This is a genomic window from Acidobacteriota bacterium (assembly GCA_034211275.1).
In the GTDB taxonomy this organism is placed as follows: Bacteria; Acidobacteriota; Thermoanaerobaculia; order Multivoradales; family JAHZIX01; genus JAGQSE01.
This window is the reverse complement of record JAXHTF010000014.1, coordinates 22,114-44,093: the sequence shown is the minus strand read 5'-3', so window position 1 is coordinate 44,093 and position 21,980 is coordinate 22,114. Positions and strand designations below refer to the sequence as shown.

The following is a 21,980-nucleotide window of genomic DNA, read 5'->3' as shown; positions in this document are numbered from 1 at the left end:
CTGCCGTCCCGCGGGCTCGTGCCCGCTTCCGGCCTGGCGTTGAAATTCGCCGCCCCATCCCCTCGATCGCCCCGAGGCTGGCGTGGTTCGCATTCGGTCTACTCGTGGCGCATCTCCTGGAGCGGGTCCACTCTCGTCGCCCGGCGCGCCGGGACCAACGTCGCAATAGAAGCCACCGTCAGCAGAAGCACCGAAACCAGGACGAAAATGCCCACGTCCGTCGCTCCCACTCCGAAGAGCATGCTCTCCAAGGTGCGGGTCCACAGCCACGCCGCCACCAAACCAAAGACGACCCCCACCGCCGCAGCCCGCAGCCCACGGCCGATCATCAGCCGGAAGACGTCGGCGCGCTTGGCTCCCAACGCCATGCGAATGCCCACGTCCCGACGGCGCTGGTTGACCACGTAGGTCATGACGCTGTAAATCCCCACTCCCGCCAGCAACAGGCCGATGACGGCGAAGGCCACCACCATAGCCATGGAGAAGCGACGCTCGGACAGGGAGTCCGCCAGCCGCTGCTCCATGGTGCGCACGTCGCCGAAGGCCAGGTCGCTGTCCAGGGTGGTCAGCCGCTGCCGGGCGGCGGCGATGACCCCCGCCGGCGGCGTCTCGGTGCGCAGTACCAGATAGATCCCGCGCTGCACGCCCTGGGCGAAGGGGAAGTACATCTGAACCCGGGAGGAAGCTTCCAGACCTTCCTGCTTGACGTGGTCGACCATCCCCACCACCTCGATCCAGGGACCTTCCGGCCCCTCGATGGTCACCCGCTTGCCCACCGGGCTCTCGTCCGGCCAGAAGCGTTGCGCCAGGCTCTTGTCTACCACCGCCACCAGCGGCGCCTCGGCGTCGTCACTGGAACGGAACACCCGCCCATCGAGGAGCGCGATGCCCATGGCCTGGAAGTAGTCGCCGTGGATCCACGAGACCTGCCCTTCCGGCGGGATGTCCCCGGGATTGAACGGCTGCCCCTCCACCAGGAAGGAGTTGCTGAACGAGCTGCCGCTTAGAGGCAGCTGGGAGGTCACCCCCGCTTTCGCCACTCCCGGCAAGCCGTTCATTTCTTCACTCAGCCGTTCGACGAAGCTACGGACCTGAAAATCCTCCGGCAGCTGGCTCGTCGGCAGGCTGAGCTCCATGGAGAGCAGATCCCGCGGCTCGAAGCCCGGGGAAACCTCCTGCAGCCGCAGGAAGCTCTTGATCAACAGCCCGGAGCTGACCAGCAGCACCAGCACCAGCCCCACCTGCACCACCACCAACACGGTGCGCGAATCGACGACGCCGCTGTGGCCTTCGAAGCGCTCCGCCTTGAGGGTCTCGTTGAGATTGAGGCGGGAGAGCTGGAGGCTGGGCACGGCGCTGAGCAGCAGCGCCACCAGCGCCGACACCACCAGGGCGAAGAGCACCACCTGGCCGTCCAAGGAGAGCTCCGCCACCCGCGGCAGCTGTTCCGGATCGCTGAGCTTGATCAGCTGCAAAGCTCCGAAGGCCAGCAGCAGGCCCACCAGGCCACCAAGGCCGGAGAGGACGCTCATCTCGGTGAGGAATTGGCGGAAAATCCGCCAGCGATCAGCCCCCAGGGCGCTGCGCAGGGAGATCTCCCGCAGCCGGCTCTGGGTGCGCGCCAGGATCAGGTTGGAGACGTTGGCGCAGGCGATGAGCAACAGGAAGGCCACCGCCCCCAAAAGCACCCACAGCTTGGCTCCCACATCCCCCACCACCTGTTCGTGGAGCGGGATCAGGGCCATGCCCCAGCCGCTGTCCACGGGGTAGTTGTCGGGATATTGGCGCGCCAGCTGCTGCGCCACCAGGCTCGAAGCCTCCTGGGCCTGGCGTCGGCTGACGCCGTCCGCCAACCGTGCGACGACCTCGATATACCGGCCGCCCCGAGAGCCGAGATCGGCGGGGTCCACCACCAGGGGCATCCAGAGATCCGCCTCCTGATCGAAGAAGAAGCCGGCGGGCATCACCCCCACCACCGAATGGGGCTCGCCGTCGATGCTCAGGGTGTTCTCGAGAACGTTGGTGTCTCCGCCAAAGCGGCGCTGCCAGAACCCATAGCTGAGCACCACCGCCTGGGAGCGCCCTGGCGTTCCCTCCTCCGGCAGGAAGGTGCGGCCGCGCTCGGCCTCGACGCCCAGGACGCGGAAAAAGTCCGGGGTCACCAGATTCGCCGTCAGCTGCTGCGAGGTCTCACCACCGGTGACGGTGACGCTGCTGCCGGAGTAGTAGCCGGCGATGCCGTCGAAGACCTGCCGGTCGGCGTTGGCGCCGTCGAGCAAGTCCTGGTACTCGGGACCGGAGAAGTAATTGCGCTCCAGCCCCACCGCCAGGAATTGCGTCCAAACCGTCATCAGCCGATCCGGCTGCGCGTAGGGCAGCGGCTTGAGGACGACGCCGTTGACCACGCTGAACACCGCAGTGGTGGTTCCGATACCCAACACCAGGGAGACCAACACCGCCAGGGTAAAGCCCTTGCTCCTCCCCAGGGAGCGTAGACCGAATCGCAAATCTTGCAGCAAGCTTTCCATGCGCTCTCTCCTCAGGACTGTTGGAGAACAGCCCCTTCGATCATCGAAGGAATTGAAATCATCGCCTCGGCCCACCGGAATCGTCCCGCACGAAAGGACCGGCGCAAGGCAGCACAAGGGCAGGTCGACCGCATGATAGCGCACATATTCAAGCGCTTTTTCTCCACGAAAAGCGACCTCAAGAGTCCCCCTCCCGCAGACCGGAGCCCACTCGGCGACCTCCGGATTCTGCCTCGACCTGCTCGCGAGCCCGCTCCAAAGCGGCCGCCAAATGCTGCGCCAGCTCGCCGACGTTGGGCGGCCGGTACATGGAGGCGTGAGTGCCGGGGATGTGGTGCATGACCACCGGCTCCGGCGACAGCTCCTGCCATCCGAGGGTCGGGTCTACCGCGTAGCGGCGCGCCGTCTCCGACAGGTCCTCCAGGTATTGGGCGCTGTACTCGTCTGCTTTGAATAACGTAAGCGGCCCGGGGAAGAGTTTCGCCTCATAGAACAATGCCGCCCGCACGCGGGAGATATGACCGGCCATGAGGCGGCGGATCCAATCGAAGCCCACCTCCGGCGCGATCAATCGATACCCCTTGAGGAAGGCCAGCAGAGCGCGCAGCTGATCTTCCCGGGGCTGCTCCTCCAGCTCCTCGTGGGTGAGGGTCAGGGGAACCCCGTGCTCCTCCGCCAGCTCCCGGGTGAGACCGAGGATCTCGGCGGTGTAGTCGGCGTCGGTGAACTCCTCCTGACGCACCGGGCGGATGGTGTCCAGCAGCGCCACCAAGGCCACCTCCTCCCCCGCCGCCAGCAGCTGGCGGCCCATCTCGAAAGCCACGATGCCACCGAAGGAGCCGCCTCCCAGGTAGTAGGGGCCTTCCGGCTGCACCTCGCGAATCTGCTCGAGGTACTCCGCGGCGATCTCCTCGATGGTGGTCTCGTACTCTTCGCCGTGGGCCAGCAGCGGCGCCCGGACGCCGAAGAACGGCTGCTCCGGTCCCAGCGCCCGGCTGAGGTCGAGATAGCCCAGGACGTCGCCGCCGATGGGATGGATGCAGAAGAAGATCGGGCGATCCCCCCGCGGCTCGAGGGCCACCACCGTCTCCTCGGCGGCGTAATCCGCTCCCCGCCGCAGGCTCGCCGCCAGCTCCCGCACCGTGGGATGCCGGAAGAGCGCCGCCAGCGGCACCTCGCGCTGGAAGGTCTCCCGCACCCGCGCCATCAGCCGCACCGCCAACAGCGAATGACCGCCGAGGTCGAAGAAGTCCTGGGTCACCCCCAGGGGCTCGCGGCCGAAGAGGTCCTCCCAGATGCGCAGCATGCGCAGCTCCCAGGTATCCGCCGGGGGCAAGATCTCGCCGGCGGCCTGCCCCGCCTGATCCGGCGCCGGCAGAGCCTTGCGGTCGATCTTGCCGTTGGGGGTCAGGGGCAGCTCATCGAGGAAGACGACGGCGGAAGGGACCATGAAGTCCGGCAGGGCCTGGCGCAGGAAGGCGCGCAGATCCGCCACCGCCGGCGGCTCGTCGCCACAGACCACGTAGGCCGCCAGAGCGTCCGCTGAAGGGCCGTCCGCTGAAGGGCCGTCCGCTGAGGCAGCACCACCGGCCACCGCGAAGGCCCGGACCACGGCCCGCTCCACCGCCGGATGCTTCTCCAACGCCGCTTCCACTTCCCCCAGCTCGATGCGGTGACCACGGACCTTGACCTGGTGGTCGCGCCGCCCCAGGTATTCGAGGCGTCCGTCGGCTCTCCAGCGGGCCAGGTCGCCGGTGCGGTAGAGGCGTCCACCCTCCTGCCACGCCGCCAGGAAGTCGGGAACAAAGGCCGCGGCGGTGCGGGCCGGATCCCGGTAGTAGCCCCGGGCGAGGCCGGCACCGCCGATGAGCAGCTCGCCGGGCACCCCCGCCGGCACCGGCTGGCCACCGGCACCGACGATCACGATGTGGGTGTTGCGCAGGGGCCGGCCGAGGGTGATGGAAGGCCGGGGCCCTGGCTCCAGCCGATCCACCGACGACCATACGGTGGTCTCCGTGGGCCCGTAGAGATTCCACACCGCCGCCGTCCGCGGCACCAGCTCCGCCGCCAGCGCCGGCGGCAAGGCCTCGCCGCCGCACAGCGCTCTCAAGCCCTCTCGGCCGGACCATCCGGCGTCCACCAGCAGCCGCCAGGTGGCAGGCGTCGCCTGCATCACGGTGATCTCGGCCGCGTCGAGGCGGCGGGCCAGGGCCGTTCCGTCGGCGGTCTCCTGGCGCTCCGCCAGCACGACCCGTGCCCCCACCAGCAGCGGCAGGTAAAGCTCCAGGGCGGCGATGTCGAAGGACAGGGAGGTCACCGCCAGCAGCCGGTCGGAGGCTGTCAGCCCGGGCCGCCGGGCCATGGATGCCAGGAAGTTGGCGAGGGCCCCATGGCTTACCGCCACCCCCTTGGGCCGGCCGGTGGAGCCGGAAGTGTAGAGCACGTAGGCCAGCTCCTGGGAAGCGGCGGACGGCTCCTCGGCTTCCCCCCTCGTTCCTCCCTCGCCGGCTGCTCCAGGCTCTGCTCCGGAGTCTGCTCCGGAGTCCCGGGCGAATTCTTCCTCCCCCACCAGCACCCTCAACGGCGCGTCGGCGGAGCTCGCCAGCAGCCGGTCCAGCCCCTGGTCGCCGGCGGCGGCGATCAAGGCCGCGGGGCTGCCATTCTCCAGAATCCAGGCCAGTCGTGCCGTCGGATAGTCGGGATCGAGAGGCACGTAGGCGGCGCCGGCGTACCAGGTGCCCAGGAGCGCCGCCAGCATCCACGGCGAGGAGGAGAGGTGGATCCCCACCAGCGGCTCCCCACCGGCGTCCGCCGCCGCGAGCTGATGCCGCAGCCGCCGCGCCACCCACAGAGCCCGGCGGTGGAGCTCGCCGTAGCTCCAGATCTCGTCGCCGAAGCAGACCGCCGGCGCCTCGGGCTGCTGCTGCGCCCGGCGGGCGATGGCCACCGGCACCGACAGCAGCTCCTCGTCTCCACTCTTCTCTTCCTTGGGGCCCTGGGCCCATTCCACGCACAGCTGATGGTGCTCCGCCGCCGTCACCAGCGACCAGCGGGAGAGCGGAGGCTGCCGACCTTCCACCAGGCCGCCCAAGAGCCGGCGATAGTGGCCCAGAGCACGGCGGGCGGTGCAGGGGTCGAAGAGGTCGGTGTTGTACTCCAGGGTCACCGCCATGCCCTTCCCGGTATCGGTGAGCGCCAGGCTCCAATCGAATTGCGCCCGGGACGCGTCGAGCCCCAGGGGCAGCACCTCCAGACCGTCCATGACCGGCAATTCCAGCGGCTGGTTGTGGAGGGTGAAGAGCACCTGGAAGAGCGGCGAGCGGCTGAGGTCCCGCTGAGGGTCCACCGCCTCCACCAACCGCTCGAAGGGCAGGTGGGAATGGGTCCAGGCGCCCAGGCAGGTCTCCTGGACCCGCTCCAGCAGCTGATCGAAGTCCGGATCGCCGCCGAAGTCCGTGCGCAGCACCAGGGTGTTGGCCACCAATCCCACCAGGCCCTCCAACTCCTCCCGGTCGCGGTTGGCGCTGGGGGTTCCGACGGCGATGTCGGAGCTGCCAGAGTAGCGTGCCAGCTGGGCCTGGAAGACCGCCAGCAACAGCATGAAGGGAGTCGCCCCCCGCGCCGCCGCCAGCTCCTCCAAGGCCTCGGTCCACGACGCCGGCAGCATCAGCCCGCAGGCGGCACCGGCAGAGGTCTGCATCGCCGGCCGTGGGCGGTCCTGGGGCAGGGCCAGAGGCGCCGGGGGATCGCCCAACCGGCCGCGCCAATAGGCCAGCTGCTCTTCCTCCGCTCCGCCTTCCAGCCAGCGCCGCTGCCAGAGGGTGAAGTCTCCATATTGCACCGCCGGAGGCTCGAGCTCGGGCTGCTCGCCGGCGCGGTACGCGTTGTAGAGAGCCGCCAGCTCCCGCAGCAGCAGCCCGGTGGACCAGCCGTCGGAGACGATGTGGTGGACGGTGATCATCAGCACCACCTCGTCCGGCGCCGTGCGCACCAGCCGCACCCGCAGCGGCGGAGCCGCTTCCAGGTCGAAGGCAAAGGCCACCTCCTTGGCCACTTCCTGCGCTACCTCTCTGGCCACCGCGACCCGCAGCGACTCGCTCCCATCGCGCTGGGAGACTTCACTGAGGTCGCTGTGCTCCAGGCTCACCGCATACGGCGGCAACACCACCTGCACCGGTTCACCGCCCCACTGCTCACCGGCCCGCTCCTCGAAGCGCGTGCGCAGGGCCTCGTGGCGCTGCACCAGGGCGCTCAGGGCCTGTTCCAGGGCCGCTTCGTCGAGGTCGCCCCGCAGCCTCGCCGCCATCGGCAGGTTGTAGGCGGCGTTGCCGGGGTCCAGCCGGTCCAGGAACCATAGCCGCTGCTGAGCGTAGGACAGCGGCAGCACATCCCCGCGCTGCGGATCCACCACCAGCGGCGGCGCCGCGGTGGACGCGGGGCTGTCGTCCAGGTACGCCGCCAGACCACCCAGGGTGGGCTCTTCGAACAGGCCCCGCAGCGAGACCTCGGCACCGAAGACGCGGCGAATGCGCGACACCAGCTGGGTGGCCAACAGGGAGTGGCCGCCGATCTCGAAGAAGCTGTCGTGGACGCTCAGCCGCTCGATCTCCAAGAGCTCGCGCCAGAGATCCGCCAACCGCTTTTCGGTCTCCGTGGCGGGGGCCTGGAAGGGCCTGCGGCGGCGCTTGTCCACCGCCTCCGGCGCCGGCAGGGCGGAGCGGTCGAGCTTGCCGCTGGGTAACCGCGGCAGCTCCGGAAGCTGCACCAGGGCCGCCGGCAGCATGTACTCCGGCAGCCTGGACGCCAGATGTTCTCGCAGCACCGGCTCCAGCTCGGCCTCCTCCGTGACCGCTTCCAGGGGGGATTCCGAGGCACTGCCGGAAGCCACCAACGGCGCGGCGGCATCCGCCGTCGCCGGGCGTCCGCGCTCCCCATGCACCGCCCACAGGTTGTACATGCCGGTGCCCCGCAGCCAGTCGTCCTGCTCCACCACACATCGGAATCCGTGGTCTTCCAGCAGGCTCTGCACTTTCTCCAAGCGGCCGTCGAGATCGTGGACCTCCACCACCATCTGCCGGATCTTGCCCCAATCCTCCTCGTCGAGGCCTTGGAGCACTTCCAGCTCGGCCTTCTCGGCATCCAGCTTGAGCAGATCGACGCGCTCCAGGTCGTGCTCCCGGAGGAGCTTCGAGAGGGTGGTGACGGGAGCGGTGAAACGCTCTTCCTGAAAGCGCTCCGCCAGCAGCTCGTCGGACTCCCGGGCTGCGGCGGGATCGATGTTGGCGAGCACCGCCCGAGTCACCTCGGCGTCCTCGTCGGGATCAGCGTAAAGACCGGACATGGTGCTCCAGTGCGGATAGAAGACCATCTCCATCGAGCCCTCCTGCGCGCCCACGGCGACGCAGCGGGTGGCGGCGTCGATACCGTAGCGCCGGAGGTTGGTATGTAGGCGGCGGAAGACCGCCGGCACCGGCTCCAGCGCCAGCAGGCGGAAGCTCTCCAGGCGGTGACGCAGATAGAGGCCGAAGAAGCCCACGTTGGCCCCCACGTCCACCACCTGATCCCCCTCCTCCAGGGTCACGCCGTGGCGCAGGTACGCCTCGTCCTCGAAGATCTCCCGATACAGCACGTCGGTTTCGGCGGGATTGTTCACCGCCACCTCGAGACCGTTGGGAAGGCGGTAGAGCTCTTCCTCTCCGGCGGCGACCAAGTAGGCCACCAGCCGCAGGTCGCCGGGGCGGTCCTCCCGCGCCAGCACCACCGCCTCCCGCACCCGCGGATGCTCGTTGAGCCGCGCCTCGATCTCTCCCAACTCGATGCGAAAACCCCGCAGCTTGATCTGCTGGTCTCGGCGCCCGCGGTATTCGACGGCGCCGTCGGCTCGCAGCCGGGCAAGGTCGCCGGAGCGATACAGCCGGCCCCCGGAGCGGCCGTGGAGCTCGGCGAAGGGGTCCGGTACGAAGCTCGCGGCGGTGAGGGCGGGGCGCCCCAGGTAGCCCCGGGCGAGACCGGCACCACCGATGTGCAGCTCCCCTTCGAGGCCCTCCGGGACCGGCTCGCCGTCGGCACCCAAGACGTAGACCTGGACGTTGGCCAGGGGGCGCCCGATGGCCACGGTGCCGGGCTGGCGATCCGCCGGGCAGGGCTGCCAGGTGGCGTCGATGGACGCCTCCGTGGGGCCGTAGAGATTGTGCAACTCGGCGTCCAGCCGGCGGTGGAAGGTGCGGCAAAGCTCCTCGTCGAGGCGCTCGCCACCGCAGAAGACCCGCCGCAGGGAGGACAAGGATTCCACCCCCTCCTCCGCCAAGAAGACCTGGAGCATGGAGGGCACCAGCTGCAGGACGGTGATCTGCTCCTCGGCCACGGTGCGCACCAGATAGGCCGGATCCCCATGAGCTCCGGGAGCCGCCAGCACCAGCCGGGCACCGGTCCAGAGGGGCAAGAAGAGCTCCCAGATGGAAGCATCGAAAACGTAGGGAGTCTTTTGCAGCAATCGGTCCGAGGGCTCCAGGGGCAACTGGTGCTGCATCCAGGCCAGGCGGTTGCAGATCGCCCCGTGGCTCACCACCACGCCCTTGGGGCGACCGGTGGAACCGGAGGTGAAGATGGCGTAGGCGGCGTTCTCGGAGGAGATCTCTAGATCCAGAGGAGCGTCGTCGAGGCTCGCCAAGGATGAACCCGCGACTTCCAGCGAGCCCACTGCCTCAGCAGAGAACGCCAACGGGAGCGTCTCGACGCCTTCGAAGCGGGGCCTCTCCCCCTCGTCCCCGGCGTCGCAGAGCAGCAGCCTGGCACCGGACTCCGTCAGGGCGGCGGCGGAGCGTTCCGCCGGCGCCGCGGGATCCAGGGGCACGTAGTAACCACCGGCCTTGAGCACCGCCAGCACCGCCACCGGCAGCAACCGGGAGCGCTCCAGGCTCAGCCCCACCGCCACCTCGGGGCCGACTCCCCGATCCTTCAGATAGCGCGCCAGACGATTAGCCCAGGACTCCAGCTGAGCAAACGTGAGAGCCCCTCCCCCGTCTTGCGCCAGCACCACCGCCGGAGCGTCGGGGGTGCGGCCGACCTGGGCCTCGAAGGGCTGGTGCAGGGTGTGGTGGACTGCCCCGTCCCAGAAAGCCCCCAGGTCCACGTCGGTGCTGTTCTTCTCCACCAGCACCCGCCGGCGAGCCGCCGCGGAGAGCAGCGGCAGCTCACCGAGGGGCCGCCGAGACCAGGCCTCGGGATCCTCCGCCACCGCCTCCAGCCCGCCGCGGAGCTGCTCGAGAAGGCGCTCCGCCGCGGCTTCGGGAAAGCATCGGGAGTCGTAGCCCAGGACCAGCTCCAGCTCCCCCCCAGCCTGCCGATGAGCCTCCAGCAGCAGCAGGAATCTCTCGTTCCAGCCCCGCGCAGACGACAGCCGCAGCTGGGCTCCGCCACCGGCGTCATGGACCGGTGGGACGTCCTGGTAGCGGAAGGCGAGGCGCGGGTAGGCCTCGCCGGCCTGCTGCCCCTCGGCGCCGGCCTGCTGCCAGTCGAAGAAATGCTGAGCCTCCGCCGCCAGGTCTCGATTGGCGGCCATCTGCCCCACCGGCTCTCCCAAAACCTGGTCCGGAGCGACGTCGCAGCGCAGGGGAAGGAAACGCTCCAGCGGCCCCGGAGTGCCTTCCAGCTCCTCGTAGTCGCGGCCGGTGAAGCGGGCGCTCACCACCACCTCCTCGCGGCCGCCCCAACGCCCCCCCACCGCCGCCCACACCGCCAGCAGGGCGGTCTCGAGATCCTCCTCCCGGGACAGCCGGGCGATCCCCGCCGCCGTCTCCGCAGCCAGGGTCGCGGTGACCGAGCGGGGCTCAAAGGAAGCGGCCCCGGACTCGCCGGCGGGCGCCTCCTGGGCCAGGGGCAGGTCGAGCTGGTTGAGGCTGGTGGCCACCGGCAGGCGATGCCACTCCTTGCGATCGTCCTCCGTATCCTCCGAGGTCAGCAGCTCGTTCTGCCACGCCGCCAGGTCGGCGTATTGCACCGCCTCGTCGGCCTCTCCTTCCGCCTCTCCGGAACGCATTGCCGCCAAGGCCTGCGCCAGCTCCGCCACCAGCACTTCCGCGCCGGCGGCGTCGAGGGTCAGGGGAGAGGCCACCAGGAGCAGCTCGCCTTCGGTCTTCTCACCCTCTAGCGGAGGGCTCCAGCGGGCTGCCAGTGCCGGCAGCGAGGCGGGCTCCCCCACCGCCGCCGCCACCTCGTCGTCGGTGGCCTCCGCCGGCAGCCAGACCACCGCCTCGGGCTCGTCCCCCGCTGAGTCCTCCACCGTCTGCAGCGGCAGCTCCATCCCCGGCACCGGAGCGAAGGTGGTGCGCAGGATCTCGTGGCGCTGCACTACCGCCTCCAGGGCCCGCCGCAGCTCCGTCGCCGTTACCTCTCCCCGCACCGCCACCCGGCAGCGCAGCCCAAGGGCCTCCGCGCTCTCGCCGCGCAGCCGCCATAGCCGCCGCTGCTGGGGCGCCAGCTCGAATCCTTCTAGGTTCCCGGTGCTCAACGCTCTAACTCCTCCCGCACATTCCGCCGCTCCACATCTCCCCTACTCCACATGTCTCTAGCCTCACGCACTGCGCAGACTCTTCAGCAGCTTGCTCCGCAGGTCCGCCTTGCGCTCCTTGCGCTGGCCCCGCTGCCCCCGCTCGGTGCTCTGGCGATACCAGCGTCGCAGCTCCGCGAGCCGCACCTCCGGCTCCGCCACGACCTTCTCCACCAGCTCCCGGAATCGGTCGATCCACCCTTCGACGGTGGCGCCGTCAAAGAGATCGGTCTTGTATTGGAAGGCACCGGCGATGGTGGGCTCGACCCGGCCGACGATGAGGTTGAGGTCGTAGGGCGAGCGCTGCACCTCCGCCTCCACCGGAACGAAGGTCAGCCCCTCGAAGGTCACCGCCTCCCGGGGCACGTTGTCGAAGGTGAAGGTGGCCTGGAAGAGGGTGTTGTGGGCCAGGGAGCGCTCCACCCCCAACTCCTCCACCAACTTGTCGAAGGGTAGGTCCTGGTGGCTGGCGGCGCCCAGGGTCAGCTGTCGGGTCTGCTCCAGCACTCGGCGGAAGCTCAGCTCCTCGCCGAAACGGCCGCGCAGCACCAGGAGGTTGGCGAAGAAACCGATGAGCCCCTCCGTCTCCACCGCCGTGCGCCCCGCCACCGGCGTGCCCACCAGCACGTCCGGCTGCCCGGAGGCGAGGTGGAGGAGCACCTGGTAGGCCGCCAGCAGGGCCATGAAATGAGTCACCTCCGACTCCCGGGCCAGCTGCCGGAAACCGCGGGAGAGATCTTCGGAGAGCTCGAAGGAGCGCGTCGCGCCGGCAAAGCGCTGTACCTCCGGCCGCGGCCGGTCGGTGGGCAGCTCGAGGAGGGTAGGAGCCCCCGCCAGCTGTCGCCGCCAATAGCTCAGCTGGCGCTCCAAAGCCTCCCCCTGAAGCCAGCTGCGCTGCCACACCGCGAAGTCCGCGTATTGCACCGGCAGCGGCCGCAGGCGCGGCCGGCGCTGCGCCACCCGAGCGGCGTAGAGCTCCCCCACCTCCCGCACCAGGACCGCCACCGACCAACCGTCGCTGATGATGTGATGCATGGTGAAGAGGATGGCGTGGCGCTGGTCGTCCAGCCGCACCAGGATCGCCCGCATCAGCGGCCCCGCCTCGAGATCGAAGGGGCGGATGGCTTCGCGCTCCGCCAGCTGCCGTAGGTGGATTTCCCAGACGCTCTCGGGGAGCGCTTCCAGGCTGACCACCGGCAGATCCATGAGGGGCTCCGGCGCGATGTGCTGGCGGGGCTTGCCGTCCTCCTCCGGGAAGGTGGTGCGCAACACCTCGTGGCGCTGCTGCAGCTGCCGCAGGCTCGCCGCCAGCGCCGCCACGTCCAGGGGCCCCTCCAGCCGCAGCGCCTCGGGAAGGCTGTAGGCGGTGCTGTCCTCCTCCAGCTGCTCGAAGAACCACAGCCGCTGCTGGGCGAAGGAGAGGGGGAGCTCCCCGTCCCGGGAGACCGGTTCCAGCGGCGGCGGCACCAGGCCGCTGCCCTCACTGCGCTGCTCTCGCACCCGCCGCGCCATGGCCGCCGGGGTCGGCGTCTCGAAGAGCTGGCGCAGGGAGATCTCGATGCCGAAGAGGGCGCGCAGCCGCGACACCGCCTGGGTGGCCAGCAGCGAGTGGCCGCCGAGCTCGAAGAAGTCACCGCCGGCGCCCACCGCCTCGCGCCCTAGAACCTCCGCCCACACCCCCGCCACCAACTCGGTCTCCGAGTCCTGGGCGGCACCGCCGGTGGGGCCCGCCTCGGCCACCAGGTCTTCCGGCTCCGGCAGGGCTTTGCGGTCGATCTTGCCGCTGGTGTTGAGGGGCATGGCCGGCAGCAGCATCATCGCCGCCGGCACCATGTACCCCGGCAGCCGGCCGCGGATGAAGTCCCGCAGCTCGTCGGAGCTCGGCGCGCGCCCGGGGCGGGGGACGGCGTAGGCCACCAGCTGGTCACCGCCGGCGCCCAGATCCCGCACCACCACCACCGCTTCCGCCACCGCAGGATGCCCCAGCAGCACCGACTCCACCTCCCCCAACTCGATGCGATGACCGCGCACCTTCACCTGATGATCCCGCCGGCCGAGGAATTCGAAGCGGCCGTCGGGCAAGGCCCGCACCAGGTCGCCGGTTCGGTACATGCGGGCTCCGGCGCGGGGATAGAAGGGATCCGGCACAAAGGCGGTGGCGGTGCGGCGGGGATCGTCGAGGTAGCCGCGGCCCACCCCTTCACCACCGGCGCACAGCTCCCCCACCACCCCCGCCGGCAGCGGCCGCTGGTGGGCGTCGAGGAGGTACAGGCCGGTGTTGGCGATGACCCGCCCCAGGGTTGGGGTAGGAGTCGATGCCGATGCCGATGCGCCGGCCCGCAGCACCGCATGGGTGACGTCGTCGGAGCATTCGGTGGGGCCGTAGGCGTTGACCATCGGGATCGCCGGGAAGCGTTCCAGCCATTCCCGGCAGAGCTCGTCGGAGAGGGCTTCACCGGTGGACAGCAGCCACCGCAGCTTGGGTAGGGTGGCGTCTTGGGCCACGGCCTGCTGCAGCAACACCCGCAGCAGCGACGGCACGGTCTCGAAGATATTCACCCGCCGCTCCTGCAGCGCCGCCAGCAAGCGCTCGGCGTCGTGGGCCACCTCGTCGGGGAAGATCTCCACCCGGCCGCCGACGGCCAGCGGTGCGAGGAATTGCCAAACCGAAATGTCGAAGCATTGGGAGGCGGTCTGGGCCACCGTGTCGTCTTCGCTCAGCGCCAGATCCTCGACCTTGGCCAGCAGGTGGTTGAGCATCCCGCGGTGCTCCACCATCACCCCCTTGGGCACGCCGGTGGAGCCGGAGGTGAAGATCACGTAGGCCAGATCCGACGGCACGGGAGCCCGCAGCGGGTGCTCCTCGGCTCCCTCCCGGGTCAGGGCTTCGACGGTAGTGCGCTCCGGCGGGGCGGTGCCGGCCTCCTGGGAGAATTCTTCCAAGGCTTGCCCCAAGACCGGCTCCAGCTCCGCCACTGCCACCGCCACCGCGGCGCCGCTACGCTCCAGGATCCGCGCCAGCCGTGCCGGCGGATGATGGGGATCCAGCGGCAGGTAGGCGCCGCCGGCCCGCAACACACCGAGGATGGCGTTGAGCAGCCCCAGGCCACGCTCTCCCAGCAACGCCACCACCGTTCCCGGCCCCACTCCCCGGGCCGCCAGGGCCTGGGCCACCGCCCGGCTCTCCCGCTCCAGCCGGGAGTAGGTCCAGCGCTCCTCGCCGCACACCGCCGCCAGAGCCCGGGAGCGGCGCTCCGCAGCCTCGGCGAAGAGGTCCAGGAAGGTGCGCTGATCCAGATCCCAAGCGCGGTGAGTGTCGTTCCACTCCACCAGTTGCTGGTGGCGGGCGACGGCGGGAACCAGGGGCAGATCGAAGATTCGCTGCTCCGGATCCCGGGCCAAAGCCTCCAGCAAAGCCCGGTAGCCGTCGAGCCAGCGGAGCGCCGTGGTGCGGTGGAAGAGGTCGGTGTTGAGCTCGCACTCCACCAGGATGTCCCGGCCCGAGTCCAGCACGTTGAAGCCGAACTCGAAGCGAGCCGCCCGGGGCGGATTGTTGATCACCTCCACGTCGAGGCCCTCGAGGGGCGTCGAGCCGACGTTGTCCATGTTGAAGGAGGCGGCGTAGAGCACCGGCCGGCTGCGGTCTTGATGCAGCAGTCCGAGCTGCTGGACCAGGTCGCCGAAGGAGTAGCGCTGGTGCTGATAGCCCTCCATCACCTGCCGCTTGGTGACGCCCAGGAGCTCGCGAAAGGTGGGGTTCCCCGAGAGCCTGCTGCGCAGCGGCAACGGGTTCACGGCGAAGCCCACCAACGCCTTGGCGTCGATGCTCAACTTGTCCACGGCGTCCACCCCCAGCACCAGGTCCCGCTGCCCGGTGAGGCGATGGAGCAGCACCTTGAAGGCGGTGAGCAGCACCATGTAGAGGGTCGAGCCGGTGGCGATGCCGGCGGCCTTGACGGCGGCGTAGAGCTCGGCGTCCAGGGGATATCGCAGGCGGTCGCCGTGGAAGGTCTGCACCGGCGGCCGGGGATGGTCCGTGGGCAGCTCCAGGGACGGCACGCCGTCGGCGAATTGCTCCAGCCAATAGGCCTGAGCCTTCTCCCGGGCCGCCTCGCCCCCCTGCTCCTCGACCTTCTGGAGGAAGTCCCGGAAGGGCTGGGGCTGAGGCAGATTCGGCTCACCGCCGGCGAAGAAGGCCGAGTAGGCGGCCCCCAGCTCCCGCAGCACGACGCCGAAGGAATGACCGTCGATGACGATGTGATGGGTGGTGAAGACCATCACGTGATAGTCGGCGCTGAGCCGCGCCACCTGAGCCCGCACCAGGGGTCCCGCCTCGAGGTCGAAGGTCTCCAGCGCCTGTTCTTCCAGGAAGCGCCGGAGGCGTTGCTGCCGCTGCTCCTCCGGCAGCGCCGAAAGATCCATCAGCGGCAGCTCGATGGTCAAGGACGGCGCGATGCGCTGGTGTCGGCCGTCGGCGTCGAAGGTCGACCGCAGCGACTCGTGGCGGTCCACCACCCGCTGGAGAGCCCGCCCCATGGCCCGCAGCTGGAACGGACCGTGGAGATGGAAGGCCACCGACTCGTTGTAGGCGCGGCTGGCGTCCTCTCCCATCTGAGCCAGCACCCACAGGCCCCGCTGGCCGGATGCCATGGGGGCCTGCATCGGAGCCTCAGGCTGGGCCGGAACGGAGACTTTCACCGCGCCGCCGGGCTCGGAGCCGGCCCCAGACTTGTCCCCGGAGTAATACTGACGCAGCCGATTCAGCGGCTCCATCCCCGCCAGGGCCACCTCTCCGCCGACTCCGAAGTCCACGAAGCAGGCGATCTCGTCGACACCGGCCTCCATCAGCTCTTCCACCAGCGGCCGGCAGGATTCGGGGCTGCCGATGAGGGTGCTGGTGTGCATCAGCCGGCGGGTGGTGGCGTCGAGATAGCTCGCCACCCCGCGCTCGGAGAGCCCCTCCAGCTCGACCTTGCGGCCCTCGCTGCGGGCGTGGCGGCGCACCAGGTTGAAGGAGGACGAGAGATAGTTGCGGAAGGCCTCGAAGGCCGCGTCCCGGGCCGTGTCGGCGTCGTCCCCCACCAGGGTGTGGAGGAGCACCGTGACGGTGCCGGAGGCGGGGTCGAAGCCATGCTCGGCGAGAGCCTGGCGATAGACGGCGATGCGCTGGCGCAGCTCCGGCAGCGGCTGGCCCAGCAGATTGGTCAGCACCCCGACGCCGATGGAAGCGGCGCGGCGGAAGGTGTCCTCGCTGGTGGCGGTGAGCCACAGGGGAATGTCCGGGCGGCTGGGCAGCGGATGCAGCCGCACGTCCAGCTCGCCGCCGCCGCCGCGCACCCGCACCGCCTCCCCCCGCCACAGGGCGCGCACCGTCTCGATGCCGTCCATCATCAGCTGGTGGCGCTGATCGTAGGCGTCGGGGTTGAAGACGAAGTCGTTGTGATGCCAGCCGGAGGCGACGGAAACTCCCACTCGGCCCGCCGCCAGGTTGTCCAGCACCGCCCACTCTTCCGCCACCCGCACCGGATGATGCAGCGGCAGCACCACGCTGCCGGCGCGGATCTGGATGTGCTGGGTCTCCCGCGCCAGCGCCGCCCCCACCACCGACGGGTTGGGAGAAAAACCACCGACGGCGTCGAAGTGACGCTCCGGCAGCAGCAGGGCGCTGAAGCCGTGGGCGTCGGCGAAGCGGGCGGAGCGCAGGATGAGGTCGTATTTGTCGGCGTCGTACTCCGGCGGGTAGTAGCCGAAATAGTAGAGACCGAAGTCCATGGCCTTGGCTCCGGAGCCAACTCCGGAGCCAGCCCCAGCCGAGCTCGACGCTGAGCTCGACACCGAGGTCGATGCCGACGAGGCCATGGCCGGCGCCGCCGGCGAGGCCGTGACGGTACTCTCGGCGGAGCTTCTAGTGGAGGTCGAGGCCTTGCGCCCTCCCGAGCCACCGCCGGAGCCGTCGGGATCTTCCGGGTCCTCGGGCCACAAGCCGCCCTCCCGCATGCCCTCGACGGTGCGCCGCACGCCCTGCAGGATCTTCTCCTCGTCCTCCGCCGTGTGGGCGGTGGAGAGGAAGCAATTGCCGGTCTCGGCGGTGTAGAAGATGCCGTTGTGCACCAGGTGCTGGGTGAAGATCTCGGTGAATTGCAGCTGCGGATCGAAGACGAAGCGGAAGAGAGGGCCGTAGCGCACCGTGTGCACCGGCACCCGATGCTCCTGGAAATACGCGTCGAGGCGCCCGGTGAGGGCCTCCACCCGCTGGTTGAGGCGGGTTTGCAGCTCCGGCCCCTGCTCCTTCATGCGCTCCATGGTGGCCTTCAGCGCCGCCATGGTGAGGGGATGTTTGAAGAAGGCGCCGGAGAAGAGAATCTTCTGGGAGCGCGGGTAGGAATCGTCCCCGAAGCTCCACGGTCCGCCGTCGAAGACGTCCATCACCGGCGCCTTGCCGGCGATGACCCCGATGGGCAGACCGCCGGCCACCAGCTTGCCGTAGGTGGCCAGATCCGCCTGCACGCCGAACCACTCCTGGGCGCCGCCCTGGGCGACCCGGAAGCCGGTGACCATCTCGTCGAAGATCAGCAGCACCCCGGTCTCCTCGGTGATGCGCCGCAGCTCGCGGAGGAATTTCGCCGGCTGCAGATCCGGCCGCCGGCTGGGCACCGGCTCCACCATCACCGCCGCCAACTCGTCGGCATGGCGCCGGATGATCTCCAGGGACGCCGGATCGTCGTACTCCAGCACCATCACGTCCTGCACCGCTCCCGGCGCCACGCCGGACGCCACCGGCGCCGAGATCAGCTGACCGTCGCGCTCGATGGAGCGCACCAGGGTGCCGTCGGCCCAGCCGTGGTAGCAGCCGTTGAAGATGACAATCTTGTCCCGCCGGCGGTAGACCCGCGCCGCCCGCATGGCCCCCATCACCGACTCGGTGCCGGAGTTGCAGAACATGGCGCGGTCGAGGCCGGTGAGCTCGCAGACCAGCTGAGAAACCTCGCCGGCGAGGTCCGACTGCGGCCCCAGGGCGATGTTCTTGTCCAGCTGGGCGCGCAGGGCGTCGACGATGAAGTCCGGGGAGTGGCCGAAGTAGTGCAGGCCGAAGCCCAGGGAGACGTCCACGTACTCGTTGCCGTCCACGTCCCAGATCTTCGAGCCCTTGGCCCGATCCCCGAGGATGGGGTAGACGATCTCCTTCCACAGCCGCCGGAAACCGATGGTGCCGCGGCTGTCGGCGAGGGTGGCGCGGTGCTCCTGGGTCCGCCGCTTGGATTCCGCCGTACGCCGGCTGTAGTCCTGCATGAAGCCGCGCAGATAGCTCGCCTGGCGATCCGTCAGCCCGTCGGTGGAGCCGAGGACGATGGGCTGGTAGGGCCCGTAAGCCTTGGGCTCGTCGTCCTCGGCGGAGCTGCCGGCGGTGGAGGCCCGCGGCGGGGACGGCGGCGGGTTCTTGGTGCTTTGCGGGCTCGCCACGCTCACCGGCGGTGCTTGGGGTGTCGGAGGTGTCGGAAGTGCCGGGGACGCGGACACCGGCGGCACGGCGGCTGCGGGGCTTGCCGGGGCCGGGCTGGCTGAAGCCGTGCCGCCGCGCAGCATCTCCAGCTGCTGTTGCATCAGCCACAGCTGCTGCTGCACCAGCGCTTCCACCCCCGAGCCGGAGGCGGCGGGGGCCGGGAGGCTCGGCGCGGGAGCGGTGGGAGGCTGTTGCACCGGTGTCGCCATCGGCGGCGCGGCGGCTGCCGGAGCGGGCGCGGGCTGCGCCGGAGCTGCCGGCCCAGCAACAGCCGGAGGAGAGGCCGCCGCCGGTGCCGCCGCTGCGGCTTGCGGCGCCGGAGCCGCCGGCGCCGGGGAGGGCAGGGCGTCCGCCGGCATCTCCTCGTCGAGATAGCTCACCAGCAGCTCCAGGGTGTTGACCTCTTCGAAGAGCTGCACCACCGACATGGTGACGCCGAAGCTCTTCTCAATGTCCTCGGTGGCGCGGATCAGCATCAGCGAGTCCAGGCCCACCTCGAGGAAATTCGCCTGCAGATCCACCTGCTGCGGCTCCAGCCCGGTGAGCTCCTGCACCAGCTCCAAGAGCACCGGCAGGATGCGTTCACGGCGCGCGGGGGCGGCTTGATCGGTCGTCGCTTCGTCGGGCATAACGGTCTCCAAGTGAGCGGCCGGCGTCGGGCCTTCGACCCAATGACGCCGACGTTCGAAGGGATAGGTGGGCAGCGGCAGCCGATGGCGCCGCTGGCCCTGGTAGACCCCGGTCCAGGCCACCGGAGCACCGGCGGCCCACAGCTGGCCGAGGGCGTCCAGCAGGTGCCGCAGGTGGGGGGTGTCCTGACGCGGATGAGGCATGGAAGAAAGCACCACCTGCTGGTCCGGATGAATCCGCCGGGGGCGTGCCAGGGTGCTCAGGGTGGCTCCCGGGCCGACCTCCAACAGGATCCGGCGGGGCTCCTGAAGCAGCTCCTCCAGGCCGGCCCCGAAACGCACCGGACGGCGCAGCTGAGCTACCCAATACTCCGGGTCCACCGCCTCCTCGGGGCGGATCCACGTGCCGCTGAGATTGGATAGGAAGGGAATCCGCGGAGGCTGCAGCTCCAGACCTTCCAGCTGCCGGCGGAAGGGCTCCACGGCGGGCTCCATCATCGCCGTATGGAAGGCGTGGGAGGTGCGCAGAGGCCGCGCCTTGACGCCATCCCCGGCCAGAGCCTCGGCGAGGGCCGCCACCGCGTCCGCCGGCCCCGCCGCAACGCAGCGCCGCGGGCCGTTGACCACCGCCAGCTCGACCCCCGGGAAGCCTTCCAGCCGCCGCGCGAGATCGTCTTCCTCCAGTGGCACGGAGAGCATCGAACCGGCCTCGGCGGAGGCCATCAGCCGGCCCCGGGCGGCCACCAGAACCAGGGCATTCTCGAGGGAGAAAACTCCCGCCAGGCAGGCTGCCACGTATTCCCCGACGCTGTGGCCCAGCAGCGCCTCCGGCACCACTCCCCACTCCTGCCACAGCTGCGCCAGGGCGTATTCGACGCAGAAGAGAGCGGGCTGGGTGAGCTCCGTGCGCTCCAGCGCCGCCGCGGCCTCCTCGTCCCCCGCCGGAGCCTCCAGCAGCAGCGAGCGCAGCTTCCCGCCCAGCTCTTCGCCGAGGATCTCCAAGCAGCGGTCCAGATGCCGGCGGAAGACTTCCTCCGCGGCGTAGAGCTGCGCCGCCATGGCCGGGAATTGGCTCCCCTGGCCAGGGAAGAGGAAGGCCACCGGCCGGTGCCCCGCTTCCTGGTGGCGGGAACGCAGCCCCCGAGCCTCGGAGCCGGCGTCGCGCTGCTGCAGAATCTCCCGCGCCTCGCCGAGGTCGGCGGCCACCAGGGTGCGCCGGTGGGCGAAGGCGGTGCGCCCCACCGCCAAGGTGAAAGCGATGTCCGCCAGGCGGCGCCGGCCCTCCTCCGGCGCGAACGAGCTCGGGCGCTCCAGCTCCTCCGTCAGTCGCTGGCTCAGGCGATCCGTCACCGCCTCCAGAGCGCTTTCGGTGCGCGCCGAGAGCACCAGCAGCTGAAGCTCCCGGCCGGCGCCGGAGGGCTCTTGCACCGGCGGTTCCTGGAGCACCGCGTGAGCGTTGGTGCCGCCGATGCCGAAGGAGCTGACGCCGGCCCGCCGGGGAGCCTCGTCCCGCCGGGGCCAGGGGGTCGTCTCGACGTTGACGTAGAGGCGCTCCCCGAGGTCGAGTTTGGGGTTGGGGCGCCGGAAGTGCAGCGACGGCACCAGCTCACCGTGCTCCAGCGCCAGCACCGTCTTGATCAGCCCGGCGACGCCGGCGGCGGCGTCCAGATGGCCGAGGTTGGATTTGATGGAGCCCAGGGCGCAGCGCCCCTCGGCGGCCCCTGCGGCCTCCAAAGCCTGGCGCAGCGCCGCCACCTCGATGGGATCGCCGAGCTCGGTGCCGGTGCCGTGGCCTTCCACGTACTCCACCGTTTCGGCGTCGATGCCCGCCACCGCCAACGCTTCGGCGATGACCCGCACCTGGCCCTCGACGCTGGGGGCGGTGTAGCCCACCTTGCCGGCGCCGTCGTTGTTGATCGCCGAGCCGAGGATCACCGCCCGGATGGCGTCGCCGTCCTCCAGGGCCGCCGCCAGGGGCTTGAGCACCACCACCCCGACACCGTTGCCGGGCACCGTGCCCTGAGCGTCGGCGTCGAAGGGCCGGCAGTGGCCGTCGGGGGAGTAGATGCCGCCGCGCTGGTATTGGTAGCCGGTCTTCTGCCGCGCCGCCAGCGCCGCGCCGCCGGCCAGCGCCATGGAGCACTCGCCGTCTAGGAGGCTCTGGCAGGCCAGGTGCACCGCCACCAACGACGTGGAGCAGGCGGTCTGGACGTTGAGGCTGGGGCCCCGCAGATCGAGGCGGTAGGAGACCATGGTGGGCAGGTGATCCTTGTCGTTGCCCAACAGGGTGCGGTAGCGCCCCATGGCCTCCATGGCCCGGGGATGGGCGAAGAGCTCGAAGAGGTAGCTGCTCAGATTGGTGCCGGCGAAGACGCCGATGCTGCCCCCGTAGCTGCGCGGGTCGTAGCCGCTGTCCTCCAGGGCCTGCCAGGCGCATTCCAGGAACACCCGCTGCTGGGGATCGGTGATCTCCGCCTCCCGGGGGCTGAAGCCGAAGAAAGGCGCGTCGAAGCGGTCGATGCCCTCCACCGCCGAGGCCACCGCCACGTGATTCGCGTCGAGACTCGCCGGATCCACCCCCGCCGACCGCAGCTCCTCCGGGCTCAGGGGAAGGATTCCCTCCCGCCCCTCCCGCAGCAGCTGCCAGAGCTCCTGAGGGTCGCCGGCGCCGGGGAAGCGGCACGCCAACCCCACCACCGCCACCGCGTCCTCGATCTCCGGGACCGGCACCGGCGGCGCCTCGTGGTTGGATCGGCCGCTCATCGGCGATCTCC

At 70.2% G+C, this 21,980-nt stretch carries 3 protein-coding genes; all 3 read right to left on the bottom strand.

Features of this window, described 5'->3' with window-relative positions; genetic code table 11:
* Positions 1 to 98: 98 nt before the first annotated feature.
* The 3 genes from SX243_04560 to SX243_04550 all read right to left on the bottom strand — a co-directional run bounded on the left by SX243_04560 (position 99) and on the right by SX243_04550 (position 21,969).
* A complete protein-coding gene (locus tag SX243_04560; protein ID MDY7092227.1) occupies positions 99 to 2,528 on the bottom strand; it encodes an ABC transporter permease in 2,430 nt (809 codons plus the stop codon).
* 178 nt (positions 2,529 to 2,706) lie between these two features.
* Positions 2,707 to 11,037 (bottom strand): amino acid adenylation domain-containing protein, encoded by an 8,331-nt coding sequence (locus SX243_04555; GenBank protein ID MDY7092226.1) that lies wholly within the window; start codon positions 11,035 to 11,037, stop codon positions 2,707 to 2,709.
* Between the two features lie 63 nt (positions 11,038 to 11,100).
* On the bottom strand, positions 11,101 to 21,969 hold the full coding sequence (locus SX243_04550; protein MDY7092225.1) for a MupA/Atu3671 family FMN-dependent luciferase-like monooxygenase: 10,869 nt from the start codon (positions 21,967 to 21,969) through the stop codon (positions 11,101 to 11,103).
* Positions 21,970 to 21,980 lie beyond the last annotated feature (11 nt).